Annotated in this window: 25 protein-coding genes; 5 read left to right on the forward strand and 20 right to left on the reverse strand. The window is 46.7% G+C overall.

Features of this window, described 5'->3' with window-relative positions; all coding sequences use genetic code 11:
* The first annotated feature begins 68 nt into the window (after positions 1-68).
* Positions 69-446: a heavy metal-responsive transcriptional regulator gene (locus QKW35_RS17510; protein ID WP_282355238.1), complete on the forward strand. Its 378-nt coding sequence runs from the start codon at positions 69-71 to the stop codon at positions 444-446.
* 193 nt (positions 447-639) lie between these two features.
* On the opposite strand, the gene QKW35_RS17515 is transcribed toward QKW35_RS17510, so the two are convergent.
* The 7 genes from QKW35_RS17515 to QKW35_RS17545 all read right to left on the reverse strand — a co-directional run bounded on the left by QKW35_RS17515 (position 640) and on the right by QKW35_RS17545 (position 7136).
* The gene (locus QKW35_RS17515) at positions 640-2142 is read right to left on the reverse strand and encodes a thymidine phosphorylase family protein (RefSeq protein WP_282355239.1); all 1503 of its coding nucleotides are present in this window, start codon (positions 2140-2142) and stop codon (positions 640-642) included.
* A gap of 45 nt (positions 2143-2187) precedes the next feature.
* The gene (locus QKW35_RS17520) at positions 2188-2535 is read right to left on the reverse strand and encodes a cation transporter (RefSeq protein ID WP_282355240.1); all 348 of its coding nucleotides are present in this window, start codon (positions 2533-2535) and stop codon (positions 2188-2190) included.
* Positions 2536-2613: 78 nt separating this feature from the next.
* A complete protein-coding gene (locus QKW35_RS17525; RefSeq protein WP_282355242.1) occupies positions 2614-3066 on the reverse strand; it encodes a hypothetical protein in 453 nt (150 codons plus the stop codon).
* Between the two features lie 31 nt (positions 3067-3097).
* Entirely contained in the window at positions 3098-3748 is a 651-nt protein-coding gene (locus QKW35_RS17530) for a methyltransferase family protein (RefSeq protein ID WP_282355244.1), read from the reverse strand.
* A gap of 12 nt (positions 3749-3760) precedes the next feature.
* A complete protein-coding gene (locus tag QKW35_RS17535) occupies positions 3761-4051 on the reverse strand; it encodes a DUF2933 domain-containing protein (RefSeq protein ID WP_425608011.1) in 291 nt (96 codons plus the stop codon).
* Positions 4052-4054: 3 nt separating this feature from the next.
* A complete protein-coding gene (locus tag QKW35_RS17540) occupies positions 4055-6583 on the reverse strand; it encodes a heavy metal translocating P-type ATPase (RefSeq protein WP_282355245.1) in 2529 nt (842 codons plus the stop codon).
* Positions 6584-6845: 262 nt separating this feature from the next.
* A complete protein-coding gene (locus QKW35_RS17545; protein WP_282355247.1) occupies positions 6846-7136 on the reverse strand; it encodes a DUF2933 domain-containing protein in 291 nt (96 codons plus the stop codon).
* A gap of 918 nt (positions 7137-8054) precedes the next feature.
* Between QKW35_RS17545 and QKW35_RS17550 the strand changes: the two genes are divergently transcribed.
* Positions 8055-8393, forward strand: a complete 339-nt coding sequence (locus tag QKW35_RS17550; protein WP_282355248.1) for a hypothetical protein — start codon at positions 8055-8057, stop codon at positions 8391-8393.
* A gap of 30 nt (positions 8394-8423) precedes the next feature.
* Complete coding sequence (locus tag QKW35_RS21350) at positions 8424-8819, forward strand: MerR family transcriptional regulator (protein WP_425608012.1); 396 nt, start codon at positions 8424-8426, stop codon at positions 8817-8819.
* Positions 8820-9125: 306 nt separating this feature from the next.
* Here QKW35_RS21350 and QKW35_RS17555 read toward each other — a convergent pair whose 3' ends face one another.
* The 7 genes from QKW35_RS17555 to QKW35_RS17585 all read right to left on the reverse strand — a co-directional run bounded on the left by QKW35_RS17555 (position 9126) and on the right by QKW35_RS17585 (position 17642).
* Positions 9126-9617: a hypothetical protein gene (locus QKW35_RS17555; RefSeq protein ID WP_282355250.1), complete on the reverse strand. Its 492-nt coding sequence runs from the start codon at positions 9615-9617 to the stop codon at positions 9126-9128.
* Between the two features lie 80 nt (positions 9618-9697).
* Positions 9698-10123: a c-type cytochrome gene (locus QKW35_RS17560; protein WP_282355252.1), complete on the reverse strand. Its 426-nt coding sequence runs from the start codon at positions 10121-10123 to the stop codon at positions 9698-9700.
* Positions 10124-10285: 162 nt separating this feature from the next.
* Entirely contained in the window at positions 10286-13423 is a 3138-nt protein-coding gene (locus QKW35_RS17565) for an efflux RND transporter permease subunit (RefSeq protein WP_282355254.1), read from the reverse strand.
* Complete coding sequence (locus tag QKW35_RS17570) at positions 13420-14946, reverse strand: efflux RND transporter periplasmic adaptor subunit (protein WP_282355255.1); 1527 nt, start codon at positions 14944-14946, stop codon at positions 13420-13422. Before QKW35_RS17570 ends, QKW35_RS17565 begins: the two co-directional genes overlap by 4 nt.
* Positions 14943-16415 carry a TolC family protein gene (locus QKW35_RS17575; protein WP_282355256.1) on the reverse strand — a complete coding sequence of 491 codons (1473 nt, stop codon included), beginning with the start codon at positions 16413-16415 and terminating at the stop codon, positions 14943-14945. Before QKW35_RS17575 ends, QKW35_RS17570 begins: the two co-directional genes overlap by 4 nt.
* 112 nt (positions 16416-16527) lie before the next feature.
* A complete protein-coding gene (locus QKW35_RS17580) occupies positions 16528-16932 on the reverse strand; it encodes a hypothetical protein (RefSeq protein ID WP_282355258.1) in 405 nt (134 codons plus the stop codon).
* A gap of 281 nt (positions 16933-17213) precedes the next feature.
* Positions 17214-17642 carry a hypothetical protein gene (locus tag QKW35_RS17585; RefSeq protein ID WP_282355259.1) on the reverse strand — a complete coding sequence of 143 codons (429 nt, stop codon included), beginning with the start codon at positions 17640-17642 and terminating at the stop codon, positions 17214-17216.
* 161 nt (positions 17643-17803) lie between these two features.
* Here QKW35_RS17585 and QKW35_RS17590 point away from each other — a divergent pair, with 161 nt between their 5' ends.
* Both QKW35_RS17590 and QKW35_RS17595 read left to right on the forward strand, forming a co-directional pair.
* The gene (locus tag QKW35_RS17590; protein ID WP_282355261.1) at positions 17804-18493 is read left to right on the forward strand and encodes a heavy metal response regulator transcription factor; all 690 of its coding nucleotides are present in this window, start codon (positions 17804-17806) and stop codon (positions 18491-18493) included.
* Positions 18490-19905 (forward strand): heavy metal sensor histidine kinase, encoded by a 1416-nt coding sequence (locus tag QKW35_RS17595; RefSeq protein WP_282355264.1) that lies wholly within the window; start codon positions 18490-18492, stop codon positions 19903-19905. The genes QKW35_RS17590 and QKW35_RS17595 overlap by 4 nt, the downstream gene beginning before the upstream one ends.
* A gap of 31 nt (positions 19906-19936) precedes the next feature.
* Here QKW35_RS17595 and QKW35_RS17600 read toward each other — a convergent pair whose 3' ends face one another.
* From QKW35_RS17600 to QKW35_RS17625, 6 genes are all read right to left on the reverse strand, one after another.
* Positions 19937-20248 (reverse strand): hypothetical protein, encoded by a 312-nt coding sequence (locus tag QKW35_RS17600; protein ID WP_282355266.1) that lies wholly within the window; start codon positions 20246-20248, stop codon positions 19937-19939.
* A gap of 39 nt (positions 20249-20287) precedes the next feature.
* On the reverse strand, positions 20288-20761 hold the full coding sequence (locus tag QKW35_RS17605; protein ID WP_282355267.1) for a hypothetical protein: 474 nt from the start codon (positions 20759-20761) through the stop codon (positions 20288-20290).
* Complete coding sequence (locus QKW35_RS17610; protein ID WP_282355269.1) at positions 20761-21039, reverse strand: hypothetical protein; 279 nt, start codon at positions 21037-21039, stop codon at positions 20761-20763. The genes QKW35_RS17605 and QKW35_RS17610 overlap by 1 nt, the downstream gene beginning before the upstream one ends.
* A 36-nt stretch (positions 21040-21075) precedes the next feature.
* The gene (locus QKW35_RS17615) at positions 21076-21873 is read right to left on the reverse strand and encodes an ADP-ribosylglycohydrolase family protein (RefSeq protein ID WP_282355270.1); all 798 of its coding nucleotides are present in this window, start codon (positions 21871-21873) and stop codon (positions 21076-21078) included.
* Between the two features lie 660 nt (positions 21874-22533).
* Positions 22534-22992, reverse strand: a complete 459-nt coding sequence (locus QKW35_RS17620) for a hypothetical protein (RefSeq protein ID WP_282355271.1) — start codon at positions 22990-22992, stop codon at positions 22534-22536.
* Positions 22985-23665 carry a metallophosphoesterase gene (locus tag QKW35_RS17625; protein ID WP_282355272.1) on the reverse strand — a complete coding sequence of 227 codons (681 nt, stop codon included), beginning with the start codon at positions 23663-23665 and terminating at the stop codon, positions 22985-22987. The genes QKW35_RS17620 and QKW35_RS17625 overlap by 8 nt, the downstream gene beginning before the upstream one ends.

Here is a 23665-nt window from a genome sequence, read left to right on the forward strand (position 1 = left end):
GAAAATGATCGACGTTGTCTTGCCATTGGACACCTCTTCCTACGGTGGTGACTTTACCACCTAAATTGGTGTCCGGGTTCATTGAACCACTACACAGTGCTGATACCTTGCGTTATTACGAAAAGATTAAACTGATGCCTCGGGTACATCGCAGCAGTGTCGGTGTGCGTGCCTACAGCAACAAGGACCTCTCGAGGCTGCGTTTTATCAAGCGGGCGCAAAGGATGGGGTTCAGCTTGGATGAAATCGCTCAACTGCTGGGTTTTCGGGAGAATCCGCAACAGGCCAAACCGAAAGTACGGGCGTTGGCGCATCAGAAATTGGCGGCGATCGAGGAACATCTTGTTGAACTAAGCACCTTGCGAGACGAGCTGCGGTTACTGACCAACCTCTGCGGTGCCAGCCCGGACGGCTGCCCCATTCTTGACGAGATTGATAAGGGCTGAGGTATGCCCGGGCATTCTCTGTCCGCAGGCTGTCACTTTGCCTGGCGACCATGGAGCTGCATCAATCATGATGCACGCAGGGGTAACCCAGCTGTAAAGAGCTACCGCTGTAGCTAACAACAGACCTATAAAAAGAAAGGTGCTGCCCATGATTTTCCTGCTTTCAAATGCAAAAAACACGAGGTACTACTGATTACCCCATATCAAACATGTCAGCATTATCCCGGTAGAAAGCCAACGCATATTCCAGCGCCCCAGGACTTGCCGCCAGCACTGTGAAAACGGCATCCCCTACCTCAACTCGGCTGCCTACATTTTTATGTAACCGGATACCGGCCACTGCGTCTTCCGGTGCCCCTGCCAGCTTAGCTAATCGAGCCAAACGACGGTTATCGATAGCTTTAACAATACTCACTGAAGACGCATGAACGGTTTCCTGATGGTCTGCGTTAGGTAATGCTTTTACCCCTCCCTGCGCCTCAACTATGCGCTGAAACTGTTCAAGTGCAACTCCAGTGTCCAGTATGCGTGTTACTTCTTTAATGGCCGATTCCAGCCCCTGATCTGTAGCCATATCCAGTAAATGAGACGCAAGCTGTAACGCCCTAGCACGTAAATCTTTCGATGCTCCTGGTTTATTCTGAAAGACTTCTAGTACATCACGCGCTTCTTCTACCGGACCAATGCCCCGGCCTATGGGGCAGCTGCCGTCAGTGATCACACAGCGCACACTCAGATCTAAAGCTTGTCCCACCTGCTGAAAAAGATCCGCTAGTCTTACAGCCGCTGCCCTGTTACACACTTTTGCGGTGGCCCCCACCGGTATATCAATTAAAATATCAGTGGAGCCGGCGGCAATTTTCTTTGACAGCACTGAGGCCACGAGTTGCCCTTCACCATCCAGGTCGAGGGCACGTTCGATGCGGATTAGCAAATCATCTGCGGGACTTAAATTGACGGCACCTCCCCAGGCCAAACAGGCTCCGGTAGCGGATACCACCCGTTTCATATCCGCAAGGGTTAGATCAACGTTGGTTAATGTTGCCAGTGTATCGGCAGTCCCGGCTGGGGAAGTGATTGCCCGTGAAGAAGTCTTAGGTATGATAAGCCCCGCGGCACTGACGATAGCCACCACCAGTGGTGTCGTACGATTTCCAGGCAAACCGCCAATACAGTGTTTGTCATATATACGGGGCTGGTCGGGCCAGCTCAGATGCTGACCACAGTTAACCATAGCCCGTGTTAATGCGACTATTTCTGACAGTTCCAACCGATTGCCGGCACAGCCGCTTATAAAGCTAGCGATCTCTATATCGGAATATCGATGAGCACATATATCCGTAATGATCCCTTTGATCTCATTTTCCGTTAAGATTCCGCCATTGATTTTCTTACGAACAAAACCAAGAGAATCAACAACGGGGGCATGGGTCACCGTCACCTTATCGTTCGTGCTGACCCCTAATCTCATCCAGGCAATATGGGATAAGCCAATAGATCCTGCGGGCAACTTCGATGTATCCACCACATTGAGCGTTGCAGTTAGCTTTTCTCCCTGATATTCAATGCGAACACGAGAACTGGCCGAGAAACCTTCAGCCCGGCAGATATGACAGTCATCACGCATATAAACCACCGGCTCCTGGTGCGTGTCGATGCCCATATTGATTGCGTTCATCTGATAAGGTGTATGCATTCTCAACTCCTGTTTTCAGTATGAACTAATCCAATTAATCTCCCTTTATTTCTTTTTGTGACAGCTCCAGGGCTCATGCGTCTTGTTATCAGCCACATTCTGATCAACAAAACGGTAGTAACCTTCCTTGAATCGGGTCCACCAGTCATGACTTAGTTCAATCCCATGCTGATGAAGCAGATCTTCAAATCCATCAATATTTAACCGAGACGCGTCATAAGCAAGATGCAAAATCTGAGGTTTCTCTTCGTAAGAGACTGAATCAAGCCCATATAATTGGTCAATTTCCTCAACTAGTTTTGCCAATGTTTCATCAGATACGTTCTCTAATTTCAGGTGCCTTACGACTAAATTAACCTCAGATACCCCTAATCTGTGCTTTTGATCGCTCATTATCGCCTCCTGCCTTCATTAGGCTTAGCCCGAATTGATGTGAACGGGGCTTCATTGAGCCCCGCCGTGAAACCAGTCCTACTGTTGCATCCCCCGATGCCTCTGATTCTGGGCCTGATGCTCAATCATCTGCTCCATCATCTGTTGCATCAACATCATCTGCTTTTCCATTATCCCCATCCTCTCCTCCATGCCTTTACCAGATGGATCCCCTCCCTTATCATCGCTTCTCTTTCCTTTCATACCTGAAGGTCCCATCATCATATGCATTCCTGTCTGCATACTTTCCATATGCTTTTGCATCAGTTCCCAGTGTTTTGATGGATCTTCAACTCCATGCATTTCCTCCATCATGCTGTGCATCTGCTGCATGTGCTGGTGCATTTGCATCATTTGCTCATGCCCCATCATCCTGGTGCACCCTTCCCTTTGCTGCTTATCTCTTTGGTGGCCATGACCTTCCGACGCAAAACCGGGAGTTGTAGTAAGAATCCCCATCACCAGAACGTTTGCTAAGACTTTTCTTTTCATGGTTCGCTCCTTAAGTGTTGTTGTCTTGCCATTAGGTAGAGTTAGATTGACTAATAAATAACTTCGGAATGAATGCCGGTGTATTGACCATATAACGGCGATATTCTTCACCAAACTCAGCCAGCACCAGCTTCTCTTCATGCCTGGCCAGTCTTACATACACCCAGACCAGAATCGGGAACATCACTACAGTAGGTATCGTTGGCCACTGTAGTAAGAAGCCAAACATAATCAGGATAAATGCCAGATATTGCGGATGCCGACAGCGGGCATACCACCCGGTACAGGCAAGCGTCCTGGTCTGCTGGGCGTTATGTAAAACCCGCCACGCCGACGCAAGTAGGAAGAAGCCCAAAACAATGAGCAGATTGCTGACTAAGTGCAACGGATCAAAATGCGGATTTCCCTCAAAGCCGAACAGGAAGTGCAGCAGGTGACCATTATCATGCTCCAGAAAATCTACTTCAGGGAAGCGACTGGTTAACCAGCCTGATAGAAAATAAATAGTCAGCGGAAAACCATACATTTCGGTAAAGAGCGCGACCACAAATGCCGAAAATGCGCCAAGACTGCGCCAATCCGTCCTGGTCTGAGGTTTGATGAAGCTGAAGGCGAAAAAAATAAATATCGCGGAATTAAGGATCACCAGTGTCCACAAGCCGTATCCACTTTCACCGTGCATCGTTCCCCCTCCCTAACATTCACGTTTATCTTTGGCGTTCTTTTGACCCACCTCACAACCGCGCCGGTAGGCTTCATTTTCTTCCGAACTAGAGCTTTGATGGTGCAGGCGGCTATGCCCGTGATGCATAAACAGATGCATTGACGGACATAACAATAAAATCAGATAGGGCAAGAATTGGAACAAATGCTCTCGATGTTCCACCAATAGGAAATAACTGGCTCCACCGATAAGCCCCAAAGTGGCATGCCCCTTTGGGGTGAACCGGAATAAGTGTGATTGCTTAGCCAAAAGCTTCTCCACCTATTAAATGCTGATATTAGCCCGTTTCAGAAGTATGGAATTGCCGATGACTGACAACGAACTAATGGTCATTGCAATAACGCCGATCATAGGGTGAAGTAATCCCAATGCAGCAACTGGAATCGCAGCGAGATTGTAAAACCAAGCCCAAAACAGGTTTTCAACAATTTTTCTAAATGTGGCTTTTGACAAAAGAATCGCTTCTACAAGCTTGGTCAACTGCCCCTGCACCAAGGTGACGTCGGCAGCTTCGATTGCAACATCAGCGCCCGCCCCTATAGCAATACCTACGTTTGCCTGTTTTAACGCCGGAGCATCATTGATGCCGTCACCAACCATCGCGACACTATTGCCGTACTTAGCTTGCAATTGTTTTACCGAATCCACTTTTCCCTCAGGCAACACATTGGCCAGGACCTCATCGATCCCTACTTGTTCAGCAACAAACTTTGCTGTCCGCTCGTTATCACCTGTTACCATAACGACATGAATCTTAGAGTCATGCATCGCCTTTATGGCGGACTTCGAGTCTTCTTTAATCGTGTCCGCCACTGCAACTACACCCGCGGCCTGTTTATCGATTGCCACCAACATGGCTGTTTTACCCTGGATCTCAAGCGACTGTAGGGTTTCGTCCAAATCGCCCAATTCAACACCTTGTTCGCTAAGCAGTCGGCGGTTTCCGACATGCACCAGCTGGCCGTTAACCACGCCCTCTACTCCCTGGGCAGTGATGGATTGGAAGCTATCCAGCGTTGGAATACTGAGATTCTGTGCTTTAGCACCCTGTACAATCGCCTGCGCCAGTGGGTGTTCCGACCCTCCTTCTACCGCCGCAGTTGCCATCAGGAGTTCTTCACTTGTAAATCCGGAACTCGGTATAACATCAGTCAGAGAAGGCTTACCTGCGGTGATGGTTCCGGTTTTATCAAGTACAACGACTTTGATGTCTTTTAAGGTTTGGATAGCTTCTCCTGAACGTATCAGCACGCCTCGTTCAGCCCCCATACCTGAACCCACCATAATTGCTGTGGGTGTTGCCAGCCCAAGAGCACAGGGGCAGGCGATAACCATAACGGCAACGGAAGCCAGTATCGCAGCGATAATAGGAGTCAAGCTCGGGTCAACCCAAGGCAAAAAGCTTCCACCCCATTCCAGTACAGGGCGCAACGTGTCAGCGAAAACAATCCATGACAAAAAGCTCAAAAATGCTATCCCTATAACCGCTGGGACAAAGGTGGCGGTGACCCTGTCAGCGAACTCTTGTATTGGCACTTTAGAGCCTTGGGCTTGCTCGACTAATTTGATGACTTGGGACAAAAAGGTATCGGCACCGATTTTGGTGGCCTTAACTTTGAGAAGTCCTTCCTTGTTAATCGTGGCACCGATAACTGAATCACCAGGGCCCTTCTCTACTGGCACTGATTCCCCCGTGGCAATGGATTCGTCCAAATGACTGTTACCGTCCACAATTTCACCATCGGTAGGCACTTTGGCTCCTGGCTTAATGACCATCACATCGCCGATTTGCAGCTCTTCAACAGGTACTTCAACTTCGGTGTCGTCGCGCAGGATGATCGCAGTCTTCGCGCCGAGTTTGATCAATTTTTTGATGGCTTGTGATGCCTTTCCTTTGGCTCGTGTTTCAAGATAGCGGCCTAGCATATGGAAGGTCATAATGGTTGAGGCCATTTCAATAAAGGATGTCATCGGATAGACAAAACCAACCAAACCGATCAAATAAGGAGGCATACTCCCCAGGGAAATCAATACATCCATGTTTGCTGTTCGATTTTTTAACGAGCGCCAAGCCGACCGGTGTGTCGCCCATCCTCCCTTAAAAAACACCACCGGAAAGGCCAATATCGCCACAATGGCGAGATAGCCAGGAATTGGCTTCCAAAACATTTCAGGTATCATCAACAACATGATGATCGTGGTTGGAATCGCGGCAAACCATAAGTTTTTCCAGGCTTGATCGAGATACTGTTCTTCTGCTGCCTCGGCAACCTTATGGGAATCGCTCGTGGTACTTTCTACATTAGCAACGTCGTACCCCGCTTTTTCTACGGCTTCCTTTAAAGCCTTGCTATCAACTACTTTCGGATCAAAACTCACACTGACTTGATGGTTAGCAATATTGGTATCAATCTTGGATATACCTGATAGACGCTCAAGTGATCTGCGTACAAGACCGGCACAATGATTACTTCCCATACCAGGAACTGTGAGACCGACCGTTTGGATATCTTTTCTTGCTGCTAACTGGGAAGACGCCACATCGTAACCCGCTTTTTCAACCGCAAGTCGTATTGTTTCCAGGTTTGATTGAGATGCGTCGAATGAAACATTCACCTGATGACTGGCAATATTGGTTTGAATATTCTTTATTCCCTGCAACCTTTCGATTGAGGTTGTCACAAGGCCAGCACAATGATTACTTCCCATCCCAGGCACTATAAGCTGAGCATTTTCATCAGCGCCGCCTGCTTTTGGCACCTCTTTGGTAACTGTAGGAATGGATTTGTTCATATTTCTTATCCTTTGCATAAAATTGCAATGAAACACTCAACAAGAGAGTGACTCAGTCCCATAGCCCGTCGCATGCGATCCTTAAGTTGCTACCCTTCTTTAAACTGTTGCTTGGTTTCATGTAAAAGCTGATCAATCGACCTGATAGAAAAGAAATGGTCAGCAGGCAGCCATATATTTCCGTAAAGAGCGTCAAAATGCAGTAGTCGCACCAAGGCTGTGCTATTCCGTATTCACTTTCTCCGCGCATAGCGTCCCTTCCCTAACGTTCGCGGTCGTCATTGGCTTCTTTTTGGCCCGCGTCATAACCACGCCGGTAGGCTTCATCTTCTTCGTCAGAAGGCTGGTGCATCCGCTCTTCCCCGCTGGGTCGGTGGCTATGTCCATGATGCATAAAAAGATGCATTAACGGGCAGAGCAGCAGAATGAGAAACGGCAACCATTGCACCACATGCTCTCGATGTTCCATCAGTAGGAAATAACTGGCTGCACCAATCAATCCTAGTGCGGCAAGACCTTTTGGGCTGAACCAGAACGAACAATTCTTTGCCATTTCCACTCTCCGAAGCTTACTTTCTGTCTTCTATCGCCTGTTCACCAAGATACATCTGCATCTGATAGGTGAATGCATAATTGCCGGGTGCACACGGCAGTATGCCGCCCTGCTTTGCTATCAGAGTGACGGCATGCTGAGTGGGTATCATGTGCTGAAGAAACCATAGCTCACACCGCTTTAGCGTCATTTGTTTCTATGCTTTAAGGTCTCTCAATTTGAGAACCTTTACATTATGTCCTTTATTCAGGTTAGACCTTGCCCTAAATGGAAGGTCAAGCAGACTCACAAAAAAATTTCTAATATCTTTTCACGCTGAATAAGGTTGGCAGTCACTCTGAAGTCTCACGCTTGCATAGAGGTAACCAAAGTGCCTCAAAAAAAGGATGATTTATTGAACGTGGATTGAACTTTGTTCTATGATTAGTATCGAATCGTGACAGAACCTCAATTAAAAGAGTTCGGGTTTGATGTTGAATAGAGGTATTCTCTTTGTTTCACTGATGATACTGACCTTGGTATCAGGGACGGTAGCGAGTGCAGTCATATACCCTAACGACTCTTTTCTAGCGCCAGCAGCTAAAGCAACTGATATTGAGACTAATCATTCGGCCCACGGTATTAATGAAAGTGGCTGTATTGTTATCTCTCAGCCTCAGTGTATTGAGGGGCACTCCTGCCTGATTAGCTGCTCCACTTGTGGTCAAAACTGCGCGGCAGCTTCGTCCGTTTATCTTACATTATCAAACACCTCTTCTTCACCTTCAGAAAGCATTAAATCGCTTTACGACTTTGTTACCTCCAGCGCCAAGACACGCCCTCCCAAGCCCTTCTTTTAACCACATTTCACAAACATATTAATCATTAATAACCATAAATTTTATGATTTAAGTGCCCCACCGTTAAGGGAGAGGAAGCATGAAATCTAAAAACATACATTCTCATAAAGACTGTGTGGTAACACGCAAATTCAAGGTGCTTCGCATTACAGGCAGCCTAGAAGATACAACAGCAAAGCTAATCGACTCCCAGAGAGCGCTCAACCTGAGGCTGAGCGAAAATACATTGATTATTTCCTATAATGTATCGACCACGTCACTGGAAGAAATACTAAGCTTAATCGAAAAAAATGGCATTGAATTAAAAGCAAACCTATGCACCAAGTTATTAATTGGATGGTACAAATACATCGACCAAAACATTCATGATAACGCTAATCATAAGCCTCACTGTTGCAATAAGGCTCCCAAGATATAGCATCAAAATCTTTCAACCAAGGAGCTTAAAATGATCATATCCGAAGTATCAAAAATCTGTAAAATCCCGGCTAAAACCATCCGATTTTATGAGGACAAACAACTAATCCCTCCACCAGATAGGAAAAGCAATGGATATCGATATTATTCTGAATCACATATTAAAAACCTTATTTTCCTGAAACACATCCGAAACCTCGGATTCAGCCTTACGGAATGTCAACAACTAGTTAATTTGCTAAATAACCCAAACAGAAAAAGCTCAGATGTTAGAGATTGCGTGTCAAACAAACTGGCTGAAATTGAAGTTAAAATGAAAGAAATGTCAAAAACAAGACGGTTATTATTAGAGCTAATTGAATACAGCCAAGACAATGATGAAGCCGAGTGTTCCATAATCGATAGGCTCAGCTCACACTACAGTTAAACAGGGGTTTAAAGAACCAGTAAGTTTTAAATTCGCAGGATTCCCCAGCTTGAATGATCACTGCTAGGCGTTGACCTACCTCAGTATTAACCCTGTAGAAATTGCGACGGGTCTCGGAGCCGGTAGTGGCGGATTAATGTATCTGGCTGGCTTTAGCACGGCATGGCTTCAGGCTAACAATCACATAAGCAACTTCCTCACTATGACAGAGGAGGTCTCCAACCCAACCGCTATAACTTCAGTCTATGAACAATCCAGTACTGGAGGAGGTCCCCCCCCTCCTGATCAGGCATTTACCTTAAACACCTATTCTCCGTAATACAGACCACCAAAGTGCTTTTTACCATCAGCAGTTTTGAACAACACCATTAGTTGATGCTTACCGCTTTCCTTAAGATCATACCCAGCCATCTGCCACTCCCCCATAGCCATCAGAGGCTTGCTTTCATGAGTGCCGTCCGGGTATACCACTTTTGAGTTCATCTTCAGATTATTTATGACGGTCCCACCTTGTTCCACCTTAATCATCAGATTATGTGATCCACCATGCTCCATACCTTCAGTCGCTTTCATTACATGAAAGCTAACGGTATAGCCATCAATATCCTTCTTCTCCAGGAACATCTTGCTTTGCGCCATGTTGCTGCCCATTGAATCATGAGACATATCCCCGTGCGACATTGACTGCTCAGGCTTATTGTCGTGGCCATGACCATGACTACCTTCTCCTGCAATGACCCCACCGCTCAAAACCAAAGCGCTCATGGTGCTGGCAAGTAAGAATTTATTGAATTTCATATTAATTTCTCTCCGTTATTGAATAACAAGTCTTGTGGGCTTTATGACATATGCCAATTGTAATTTGTCGTAACGTCCAGTTAATGCGCTGCTTTCCGGTCGTTTATTTCGGTCATTAAAAAGTTGACCAAGTCATCCATATCCTCTTCACTCATCTGCCAACGAGGCATTGCAGAATTTAACTGCTCACCGGATGGATCAATGCCTTGCCTGATGGCACGCTTCAGGCTTTCCTTGTCATAACTCTGGTGATCACCATGTCCATCATCATGGTCTTGGAAAAGTGCTAGCCTGGTCAGTGGTGGAGCAACTATCCAGAACCTTGGATATAACCTCTGCCCCTTGCGATCATTGCCATGGCAACTAGCACAGGAAGTACGGTGCATCTGAGCGTGCATTGTTCCACTTTGATAAGTGATCACAGAGCCCGTCTGACTTTTACCGGTATAGTAAATCCGCTCTCCATTACTACTGAAAGAGCTTGGTTGGCCAGGGGCGTCATCCATTCCCATTCCACATCCCGCCAGTAGCAGAACTGTCCCAATTCCAACTAGTTTGATTGCTGGTTTTATTGCGGGTTGAAAGCATTGCATCAACACTCTCCTTTGAAACCTCAGAGAACCGATTGGACCACCATTACGATGGTCCAACCGGGGGCATTTCCTGAATTACTGTTCTTTAGCCAGTCGTGCAATGCAACGCTTGCGCCATAGGTAATACACCGCAGGTAAGACCAGCAAAGTCAGGATTACTGCACTGACCATTCCTCCCACCATCGGCGCAGCGATTCGGCTCATGACTTCAGAACCGGTTCCAGTACCGTACAAAATTGGTAACAGGCCAACGATAATTGCCGCTGCGGTCATCATCACGGGTCTGACTCGCAAACCTGCTCCATGTAACACGGCATGGCGTAAGGTTTCTTCACGCGGGATTAGGTTTTGCTGCTTACAACGATCCAGCATCTGCTGATACGCCTGGTTCAGATAAACCAACATAATCACACCAATCTCCACTGCGACCCCGGCCAAGGCAATAAAGCCCACACCGACCGCAACGGAAAAGTTGAATCCTTGTAGATACATGAGCCAAACACTGCCCACCATTGCCAGGGGCAACGTCGCCATAATGATGCTGACCTCAACAAAATTACGGAAGTTAAGGAACAGCAAGATCACGATAATCGCCAGCGTCAGCGGTACTACGTAAGTCAGTTTCTCCTTCGCCCGCTGCATATACTCATACTGACCAGCCCAACTAATGGAATAACCCGGTGGCAGTTGTAGTTGCTCTTTTACTACCTGCTGTGCGTTCTCAACGTAGCGCCCGATATCCATCCCGTCGATATCAATGAAAGTCCAGCCGTTAAGGCGAGCATTTTCACTCTTAATCCCTGGCGGGCCATCCTCGACATAGACATCAGCTACATCTCCCAGCGGTATCCGCTGCCCTTTAGGCGTTACGATCGGCAGCAATGCCAACTGTTCCGGAGAGTCACGATAGCCCTGCGGATATCGCACATTGATTGGATAACGTTCCAGTCCCTCTATCGTTTGCGATACATTCATACCGCCAATTGCCGTCGCAACCACCTGCTGAATATCAGCAATGTTCAGGCCATAACGAGCAGCATTTTGTCGTTGAATATCAACTTTGATATACCGTCCGCCGGCTACACGTTCGGAATATACGGACGCTGTACCGGGCACATCTTTCAAAATGCTTTCCAGTTGCTGACCTATCTCCTGGATTTGTGCCAGTTCTGGGCCTGCAATCTTAATCCCCACCGGGGTCTTAATACCGGTAGCTAACATATCGATACGGGTTTTAATCGGCATTACCCAAGCGTTGGTCAAACCTGGAACCTTCACCAGATTATCCAACTCCTTTTTCAAGTCATCAGTGGTCAGTCCTTCTCGCCACTGATCTCTTGGTTTAAGTTGAATAAAGGTTTCAATCATGGTTAACGGGGCTGGATCAGTCGCACTATCAGCACGCCCTACCTTGCCAAATACCGTTTCTACTTCTGGTACCGTTTTTATAAGTTTGTCGGTCTGCTGTAACAGCTGTCGAGCCTGACCGATGGAAACCCCTGGATAGGTTGTCGGCATATACATCAGATCACCTTCATCCAGCGGAGGCATAAATTCACTGCCGAGTTTATCCAGTGGCCAAAAGCCTGCCAGCAATACCATTAGGGCAAAACCCAGAGTCAGCTTTGGAAAGGCCAACACCTTACGTAACGTTGGCATATAGATCGCTGTTAACAGGCGGTTTATCGGGTTCTTATGCTCGGGCAACACCTTCCCTCGGATAAAGTACCCCATCAGCACCGGCACCAAGGTAATCGCCAACGCAGCGGAAGCAGCCATGGCATAGGTCTTAGTGAAAGCCAGCGGGGCAAACATCCTGCCTTCCTGCGCCTCCAAGGTAAACACCGGGACAAAGCTAACCGTAATAATCAACAAACTGAAAAACAGCGCTGGTCCCACTTCACTGGCGGATTCGGCGACGATTTTCCAGCGGTTCTCGTTTGTCAGCGGTGTACGTTCCATATGCTTGTGCATATTTTCAATCATCACGATCGCACCATCGATCATAGCCCCGATCGCGATGGCAATGCCGCCGAGGGACATAATATTGGCATTAATCCCCTGAGCGTTCATGACGAGAAATGCAGCGAGAATACCCACCGGAAGGCTGACGATCGCAACGAGGGACGAGCGAACGTGAAACAGGAAAACCACACAAACCAGCGCTACAACAATAAATTCCTCCAGCAACTTGTGCCAAAGGTTCTCGACAGCACGATCAATCAGACCGGAGCGATCATAAACAGTGACCACTTCCACGCCTTCGGGTAGCCCCTGTTTCAGAGATTCGAGCTTGGCTTTAACACCATCTATGGTTTTCTGAGCGTTTTCACCAAAACGCATAACAACCACACCACCGACTACTTCACCCTCGCCGTCCAATTCGGCAACACCACGTCGCATCTGCGGACCGGTACCGATTTCGGCAACATGCTGCAACAGCAACGGAGTTCCGTTTTTGTTAACACCCAGGGGGATATTCTTGAGATCCTGCTCACTTTGAATATAGCCGGTAGCACGAACCATATACTCAGCTTCTGCCATCTCCACTACAGAAGCCCCAACCTCCTGATTCGCCCTACGAATAGCAGTTTGAATATGCGAGAGCGGCATATTAAATGCCCGCAGTTTTTCCGGGTCCACCCGAACCTGGTACTGTTTTACCATACCGCCGATTGGCGCTACTTCAGAAACTCCAGGCACGGTTTGCAGCTCATACTTAAGAAACCAGTCCTGTAAGCTGCGAAGCTGACTGATATCATGTTTCCCGGTTTTATCGACTAAGGCATAGAGATATACCCAACCAACGCCCGTAGCATCCGGTCCCAACTGGGGGCGGGCATTCGCGGGTAGAGAGGGAGCCACCTGACTGAGGTATTCCAGCACCCGACTTCGGGCCCAGTACATGTCTGTCTGTTCATCGAAGATCACATACACATAGGAGTCTCCAAAGAAGGAATAACCCCTTACCGTTTCAGCGCCTGGTACCGACAGCATTGCCGTCGTTAGAGGATAGGTGACCTGGTCCTCTACTACTTGAGGAGCCTGCCCCGGATAGCTGGTCTTAATGATCACCTGTACATCCGAAAGATCCGGAATTGCATCGACGGGTGTATTTTTCAGGGAGAATAAACCGCCTCCCACCAGAATTGCCGTGGCGAGCAATACAAAGAAACGGTTACCTACCGACCAGCGAATAATGGCTTCAATCATAGGACCTCCTTAACTGGAGTCCGTGTCAGGAGGCTAGTGATCTCCATCTGGGTATGCAAGGCAGGCTTGAACGAATCACTATTCATAGCGTGAAGGTTTGTACTTTCATCGGCAACGTTGCCTTGATCGTTCTTTTCCTGACTCTCGCTTTTATGATTCATTTCCCCTGAATCCATTTCATCATGGGAGCCATCCAGGCTCATACCATCAAGGCTCATATCTTCATCATCATGCATACTGTCAAGCGACATACCTTCGAGGCTCATCTCCTCTGAATCCATCGATTCGTCTATATGCATACGCTTAAAGTCAGATGTCTTACTGGATTCCGAATCGAGAAGGAATTGAGCTGATGTCACCACCTCTTCGCCTGCACTGAGTCCTTCAAGTATTTCGATACGAGACCCATCGCTGCGGCCTATCTTTACCTCAATGGATTTATATCGCCCATCACCCAATGCCAATACCAACCGATTCGTCTTAGCACCACGGATCACCGCTTCCTGAGGAACCGTCAACGACTCCTCTTCGTCATGTTTGTGTATAACCACCTTTGCAAACATGTTGGGTTTAAGTTGCAGATCATGGTTACTAAAGCGCATTCTTACCTTCAGTGTCCGGGTCACTGGATCCAGCACTGGATAGACATAATCAACCACCCCTTCCCGAGCTTTGCCGGGTAGATAATCTAGTTGGATGGAAACAGGTAACCCCGCGCGAATCATATTTGCTTGACGCTCAAAGACTTCAGCTTCAACCCAAACTTCGTCCAGCGCACCAATCGACATAAGGGTATTTCCAGGCTTAACAAAAAAGCCTTCTCGAATCCTGAAGTTATCGACAACACCACTTTGCGGGGCATAGAAGGTCACTGTCTGACTAGCCTGACGCGTCTTTCGTAACTTTCGGATAGTCTGTTGCGGCACTTGCAAAGCCAGTAACCGAGATTCCGCAGCCTTAATCAGTTTTTTATTGCCCCTTGCGAGGGCAAATAGATATTCCTCTTGAGCATTTACCAACGCCGGTGAATAAAGATCATAAAGCGGCTGCCCCTGCTCTACTGGCTCTCCCTCTGCTTTGATATATACCTTTTCAATCCAGCCATCTACACGAGGATGAACGTGCACAATCTTGTCCTGGTTATAATCAACATAACCGACCGTTCGTACTTCAAAGTGCATCTTTGAAAGCGCTGATTGGGCGGTTCTAACGCCCAAGTTATTTACCACCTCAGCTGACACCTTTATTGTTCCTGGGCCTGCATCGGTATCAGAGCCTGACTCTTCATATACGGGGATGAGGTCCATTCCCATGGGTGACTTACCAGGCTTATCCCTCCGATAGTTTGGGTCCATTGGTGCAACCCAATACAACGGTTCATTACTCTTTGCTGCAACCTCTTCTGCAACCGGCCCAGACCCTGTGTCAGTACTAGCAATATAGGAATAGCCACCTACGACGGCACCCGCACCGATTGCTGCACCCATTACAATTAGACCGATATTTTTAATGGTATTACTCATTGCGCAACTCCAGTGCCACTAGCAAAGCTTTGTTCAAATTCAGATGACGTTAGGAAATAGTTAAGTTGAGCGATCTGTTTTTGCTGCTTAACCTTGATTTCCAGATAATCGATCCGAGCATTTAGTTCGGCAATACGTGTGCGCACTACCTCAGTAAAACTGCCAGTATCGGATTCATAGGCATTTAAGGCTGCTTGAGCCTGTTGCCCAGCCTGAGGCAGTAGCTTGTTCTGGTACAATTGCTGCCGCTGGTCCAAGCGCTCCAGTTGGGTGCGGGCTGAATGGAAGCCAGCAAGCATTTTCTTCAACATCAGACTACGGTCCGTTTTGAGCTTTTCTTGACTCGCGATGGCCGCTTCAACCTCTTTGTCCTGCTTAACCGAAGAAAACAGCGGCATGCTTACGGTGACACCTGCACTAAAGAGGTCCGCTCGGTCTCTGCCACTTAGGTCGTCACCGCGATAACCATAACTGGCACTCACCCCCCATTCCGGCTTGTATTTTTGCTTAGCCAGTTTCACGGAAGTGCCAGCGGCATCGATACTCTTATCCAGTTTTCGAACCGATGGATGACGGACCAGATGGTTGGCAAGCTCGCTTTTACTAAAGGAATCTCCTTTAGAAGCAGCTGCATATTTTGAATTTAGCTGTGGTAACTCAGGTGCATAAACAGAAAAGTTGTTATCTTGAACTGAATAATCGGTCAACGATGGTGTTAGCCACTCAAGCAGTTTTTGCTCCTTCATCTCTTGCATCAACCTCAACTTAGTAAGGCGATCTTCAATGCGAGTTTTTTCAAGTTGCGCCTTTATCAGGTCTTGCTGCCGAGTACGCCCCATGACAGTGGAGTAACTGGCCAATGATATGTCTACCAATTGATCGAAAAGCGCCAGATCCTGCTCGATCAGAGATACACTCTGCCTTGCCAAGTATGCATCCAGCCAAAGCTGTGTGATCGTAAGTTTAAGTTTGGCCTTGCGCTCCTGACGCATAAAAGGCTGCCGCTCACTTTGCTGCTGAAGCTGCTGACGTTTGAGTCGACGGGTATCACCGCGAGGATACTTTTGAGATACACCAAAGACTAATTGGGTCATCGCCTCTTGATCAAAATCCAGCGTATCTGTAGGTAGATTGGCTAAGGCAACAGAAAACTTGGGATCAGGTAGTTGATAGGCCGACTCACTCATCGCTTCTGTCGCCTGCTGTACATACCTGCTACCGGATAACCAAGCGTCATTCTCAATAGCAAAGCTCAGTGCTTTTTCGAGTGTTAAAGGAGCATTTCTGTTTGAATCAGCCACGGCCGATGAGATCGTCACTCCACTTAACAGAAATGTCATTAAAAACAGGAAATAATAATTCTTGGTTTGTACATATCCACGGCCAAGTGCGTGGAGGCAACACGTCGCAATTCCTGCGACAGGGATACCCGAGCGCAGGCATCCTCTGGAAAAAATAGCTGGTGACATAAATCCACCCAATCAAGCCAAAATCATTCAAAATGATTTGGGCAAGTTACTAGACATGGGAGATTTATATTGATCTCCCACTGAAAACTAGCCGTGTTAACGGCTTATTCCATCAGTGGGATATGGGTGGTCGGTATAGGGAACTGCTTTTCTGGGGCAACAACAGGTCATTGATAGCAGCCAGAACCAGGACTGATTTTTTAGTATCGAAGGAGTAACTTGGCAACCCAGCACCAACAGGATTTGTGCACTGCGACTGAGCACAATCGGTCATTTCCTTACAATCGTGCTCGCCAATTTGAATTTCCGAACAAGGCGCATCTTTCTCAGCTATAGACTGTTCACAGCAGTTTTGAGCAACATTGCCGATGGTGCCTTTGGTATGCATCGCATGGGAAGGAGTTGATTGAACTGGCGATGGATAAGTCTGATCCATTTGCATGGCAGAAGCATGACTGAGTAGCTGGGCGGTTGTCACCACCAGCATGCACAGCACTATCAATACTTTCTTTGCCATTCTCTGCATCTATAGCCAGCCCAATTAATCCGGACGATGTTATAGGATTTTATCTATAGTTCAACCAGTTTTTCTTTTACTTCCTCTTCAGCAAGTATACTTAGAGGGCTGAACTACACATGAGACAAAAGGACTCCGATGAGTCTAGCTCAAAATTACGTAAGGTCAAAAACAACCCAACGCTGACCAAAGCCATGACGCCTCACATGGTTCCAAGCTGCGGACTAGTAATGATTACATAGCCCACAGCGCCTGGAGATAGTTGATTATCTCTGCCTCCATTATTGAGGATGCTGTTGACCATCCATCATATACCCTTGAGGGCCATCACCAGAATTCATCATGTAATGCATGTTGGATTTCGCCTGTAAATTTGCACCGAAATCATCAGCGACAACGTGACGCTGACTCTTAGCACCATTATGCTCCGCGCCTTCCATCATGTGGCCTTGTGGCCCATTGCCACCATGCATCATGTAATGTGCTTTATTATTCGCGCGAGCCTTATGGTCGCCTTTGTAATCCGGCTGATGCAGCTGTGTCTTCCCGCTATCATGCTCCGCACCTTCCATCATATGGCCTTGTGGCCCATTGCCACCATGCATCATGTAATGGCTACTTGAGTGCTGACTCGCTTGTGCCGTTACAGGTAAAGCTGCGGCTAAGATCAAAGCACTTGCCAACCCTACAACCGTTTTCTTCATTTCCATCGTTGCGCTCCTTAGCATTTACAGATAATGTTCGATCAATCTATGGAAGCAATCTTAAAGACTTCAGCTGTCCTGTTACTGACGCGAAAATTACATTTTTGTAATTTTGTAAACCTGAGAAGTAACACCCTATTATCTAATCCAAAGAACAAAACAAAATCATGAAGATCCTTGTCGTAGAAGACGAAATAAAAACAGGTGAATACTTACAACAGGGATTACGGGAATCGGGCTTTAATACCGACCTTGCACGCAATGGTGTTGACTGCCTCCATCTTGTATTAACAGATGAAAGCCAATATGACTTAATTATTTTGGATGTAATGCTACCTGGACTTGATGGTTGGAAGGTACTGGAAACCTTACGCTTAAGCGGAAAAGAAATTCCTGTCTTATTTTTATCTGCACGCGACCAAGTCGAAGACAAAGTTAAAGGGCTGGAGTTAGGGGCGGATGACTACCTAATTAAGCCATTTGCATTTTCTGAACTCTTAGCACGTATACGTACACTTTTGAGACGGAATCAAAAAAAGCCTGAATCAACATCAATACGTGTTGCAGACTTAGAACTGGATCTTCTTAAAAGACGAGCCATAAGGTCAGGACATCGGATCGAGCTTACAGCAAAAGAGTTTTCACTTCTGGAGCTATTAATGCGTCGTCGAGGTGAAGTACTAACACGCTCTCTAATTGCATCACAAGTTTGGGATATGAACTTTGACAGCGATACCAATGTCATCGAAGTCGCTATAAAGCGTTTACGCCGAAAGGTCGATGATCCTTTCACACTGAAACTAATACATACCTTAAGAGGCATGGGCTATACCTTAGAGGACAAAAGCAGTTCATGAAAAGACAGCTATCACTGACATTACGCTTGACTGCTTTTTTTGCTGTTACATCAGGAATTGTTTTATTAGGTCTAGCATGGATAATCACCTTATCCATCGAAGAACACTTTATAACCCAAGACAAAGACATTTTAGAGAAAAAGTCAAAAATCGTTCAAGACATCATTCTAAAAATAGATGATAGCATGATCTTCCAGGACCTACCTAATAGACTAAAATCCAATCTCATAGGTCATAACGACCTAATCATTTCTGCAATATCGACTGACAGTTCTAAACTTTACAGCTCATCCGATATAGAGATACCTTTTCATGAGTTATTTAAAAAAACAGACCGCAAACTTAATCGTGTTATAAGCTGGAGCTATGGTGGCCAGAACTACCGCAGCCTGATCACAAGCGCAAGCACCGAAAGCCGACCAAAAACATCCTTCTACCTTATCATTTCAATAAATACGAATCACCACGATACCTTTATGTATCGCTTTCAAGGAAGCCTTCTTTTTTATACAGTAATTGCCACATTGCTTAGCGGTATGCTTGGACTATTCGCTGCTAGAAAGGGCTTACTCCCCCTATATAAAATGAAAGACCAGGCACTTTCTATTACAGTAAATCAACTATCAAGAAGAATGTCAGACAAAAGCGTTCCGGTTGAAATTTCTACACTAGCCAAAGCCCTCAATAAAATGCTGGACAATTTAGAAGACTCCTTTAGAAGACTGTCTAATTTTTCATCAGATATAGCTCACGAATTGCGAACCCCTATCAGCAACCTTTCCACCCAAACACAAGTAGTACTTTCTAAACCGAGGGATGCTGAAACCTATCGAAATGTTCTTATATCAAACGCCGAAGAGCATGAACACATATCAAGAATGATCACTGATATGCTTTTTTTGGCCAAAACTGATAATGGGCTTATACTGCCGTCGTCAGAAACAATCCCGCTGGACGAGCAAGTCAATGACCTTTTTGAATTTTATGACGCTCTAGCAGAAGACAAACGTATTTCACTGATCCTTACAGGCAGGGGCTCCATTGCTGGAGACAGGCTAATGGTTCGCAGGGCAATAAATAATTTGCTTTCGAATGCTATACGCCACACCCCAATAGAAGGCACTATCACAGTAAACATCATAGAACGAGATGACCGTATAACCTTAACTGTATGCAACACAGGAAGCCCAATTCCAAAGTCAGAAATACCACACCTCTTTGATAGATTTTACCGAGCTGAACAAAGCAGGACGAAGAATGACTCTGATGGCTTTGGTCTAGGCTTAGCAATTACTGAGGCCATATTAAAAGCTCATGCAGGTACTATTACTGTGACGTCTGATGAGCATCAGACCTGTTTCATTATGGATTATCCCATTAATAAAGCGTCGACCGATTCTTTACGCCACTAGCAGGCAGATCTGTAGTTCAGCGAAATATTAATCACAATAAAGATAGAATATAGTCCCGTGCCGTCTCGCTATCACCGATATCGATTCTTGCACTCACATCAATCAGCTCTGGTTTAATAAAGCCCGCGTGAAGCGCTAAAAGGTTGTAGTGACATCGCTGAAGCTTACTTCGACCAGATATGATTGAGCGCACAGCTCGCGGCTTTAGGCCCAGAATGTGGGCTAACCTCTCAAAATCAATTACCAAGCGAAAATCTGTACATAATTCGTGCTGTCTCAGCAACTGGTGATCTGCGATAAATTCGCGCAGATCTTCCACCGTAAACTGCTCGTAAGGTTTCATTATTCAACCTCTTTCTTATTGTTCTTTTCGGGGGCTTGTTTATAAACGATTATTGGAACTGAGTAACTGCCTGATATGTTCAGTTTCGTCCAGGGTGTAATGAGCACCAGTTACTGTGTTTGTAATGGAGCGAACGGCCCATGGAGGTATACCCATCTTCAAGAGGTCGCGCAGTGTCTTTTCCTGAAGCACCACATCATCCAGCGCGCCTAGAGTACTTACCCTAAATTCTTGGGCACTGGCATTTGCAGCCCCATAGAGGCGTTTGGCTTCAGCCACCAAGGTTTTCTCAATATCCGGCTGAATGGTTTTGAATTCCAGATCAATCAGCTCTAGTGCAGTATGATTAGTTTTCACATCATCAAGGCAACTAACATTTTCCAGCAATGAACCATTAAGCCGGGCGATGTGGTTTCCCAAGTCTCGAACGCTCTCACCAGCGCCACCTAAGCGGGCAGATTTAAGACAACCATACGCGTTTATCAGATCCTCGATCAGTTTGAAAATATCCATCAGAAAATCGCCTTTTTTATTTTTATTGTTGTTGCGAGTTGGAGCAGATCCTGACTTGTTATTCTTGCCCAGATACCATCACCATACTTGAAGTTTAAACGGTGAAGCACCCCAGGAAAGCGTACATCTTCTGTAATGTAGTTAACGCTGACCTGATCCGGATTTAGTGAATCTCTCAGCATTAATGTAAACACAACTTCTGTGGTACCACCTCTGGCTTTCCAAGTTTTATGTATCAGCACCTCGGTATTTGATCCGTTCAAAAGCCCTAATAACAACATCAACTCCCATCTGACAATTATACCATAAATCAACTAGTTAGTGTTTATTAATATAGGTTTCCTGAGTTCAAATTTGGAAATAACCGGAATCATTTCGGGTGCCCACTTTTCTATATAATGCCGGGCATGGCTTTTTAGTTCCGCCGGAATTTGATTCGGATACAATACCTCGGCGATAGAACCCGCTATTGCACAAATTGTGTCAGTATCACCGCCTATATACAGACCTAGTCGCATACAGTCAGAAAAGGACCTGCTATCCAATGCAATCTGAATTGCGTGAGGAACAGACCATTTTGCCACTGACGTGAACTCGTACTCGCGATGCAACCGATCTAGATCTTCATTGAGGTTGTATCGGAATTGTTTAGACAGCCGCTCTCGGATCATTTCCCTGGGCATGCCCTGCCGGGCATAAAAAATTGCCAGCGCTGCTGCTTGCGCCGCCCGAATGGCGTCTGGATGGTGATGTGTCGGTTCTGCGGATCGATTCGCCATGGTTTTTACTTCACCTTCGGAATTACATAACCAACCAATCGGAGCGACTCTCATCGCCGCTCCGTTACCTGGAGACTGACACTCATAAAGGCCGTCCATACTCAACCAATTTTCAAAATTACTGCTGAACCCGCAGTTCCGATAACGATGCCCCCAATCCTGATACGCTTCGATGAAGTTCTGGTCCTTTAACAGCGCTTGCGCTGTTGCCACTGTTAGAACCGTATCATCAGTGTAATGAGATGTAGGACCGATCAATGGCAGCGTATGACCTTTGAGATTCGCGTGTTCATAAATGCTCCCGACAAAATCACCAACAATAGCGCCCCACATAGCATCTCCTCTACACACAACGGGTTAAGCAATGGATGCAGATAACCCGAGGTGTCGTATTCAACAGACTTTATTCAAATAAGCCACCAAAATTGCACAGAATGCACAAACAGTGTCATCAAAGGCAACAGCGATGTCAGTGATGACACTTTGCGTGCCATTCGCTCGCAAACATGGTCTGCGGCTTATTCTGAACTTCGCACTCAATGAGTGCGGCGCACAAACGATAACCATCACGATATATAGCGGATTGCTCCCCATACTCCCGTGTTATTTTTGATTGAAAAACAGATAGTTATACATAGACAAAATCAAAAATATGTACGTGGGAGTATGGAGGCGGGTAATTGCAAAAATGCCGGAAAAATGGGGATGGGGCCCCGGTTTTCTGGGATTTTGGTAGAAAATAGTCGTTGACGATGGAAACACGGAGTGTTGAACAGGGTCAATGAGTATTTTCGTGGCAATCAAGCAGGATCGACGGTGGAGACACACGCAATGGGTCGGGAACCGTTGATACTGTGCAGCCGCCTCGTGGGTTTTCATGTTCTATTGCGGAAATGGCGTAGCCATGTAGCAATTAACATGAAGACACACACCAGGACGTTAGTCCGCAAAGTCAAAAACCAGCCCATGTGAAAAACGGATCGGAACTTGAGATCAAAATGGGTAATGACCTCGCCGCGCTTTTGCATTTTTATTGCTTAGCCAGTGGTTATCTATGCCCCACTCCATCCATTCCTTTTCATCCATGATGTGCACAGTCACCGTGGTCAAATCGGGATCAAACGGGTGCTCACTAGGCTCCTCCAGATCTTTGTTCATCGGGCGAATCACCCAGCCAAATGCACATCCCCTGAAGTCCTTTATGAGCCCAGCGTCACATATATCCGCATCATGCAAAGGTTTACCCCCGGACCCTGCAATCGCCCGTAGCATGTCCTCCAGGTATATTCTCCGACGCTTGTCATTAAGGCGGTTTGCAATGCGATACACTCCGCATGAAAAGTGATATGTAAATCGACCAAACACCTCCATGTCGAAATAATCGACTGTTTCCAGGTATTTCAGCGCATCCTGATTCTGCTCTCGGATACGAAGAACCAGCGCCTTATCCATTCCCCACCTCCGTCAATACACGCTCGCTTTCAATCACAGTAAGACGGCCAGAGCGCACCACTGTATCGATCCAGACCTGGTTGGCACCCACGGTCAGATAATCACACCCGACATGCCCCATCACCACCGCGCTGACCCTCTCAACCTTCGTACACCGTTTCGACAACGCCCGGTTGTAGCCGTTAACAGACCACAGGTACTCTTTCCAGTCTTCCTTTGGCACGAAGTTGTACGACACCTTGTGCCAGTCACCCGGTGGTTGACCATGTATCACACCAATAGATCCGCGCTGGGAGTACACTGTCATACACATCTCAGACCGGATAATGTCAAACAGCTCCTCCCGCTCCTGCTCCGTGATCTCGTAAGCCCATGCACCACCATTTCGGATATGCATAGCCTGAACTTTCGGATCCACCCGGCCAACGATAAACAGGCACTCGTGATTCCCACACACCGAATTGAACCAAGGCTCCAGCAGCAGGTGAACACACTCAGCAGACTCCGGCCCACGATCAATCAGATCCCCCGTGCAAAACAACCTGTCTCGTTCGAAATTAAACCCAACTCGATCAAGAGCCTGCATGAGTAATGAATAGTGGCCGTGCAAATCACCACAGAACCAGTCCCGGCCATCAACATTTACCGGCATGTGCGTGTGTTGTTTCAGCAA

Source organism: Pontibacterium granulatum, from assembly GCF_029961155.1.
Classification (GTDB): Bacteria; Pseudomonadota; Gammaproteobacteria; order Pseudomonadales; family Balneatricaceae; genus Pontibacterium; species Pontibacterium granulatum.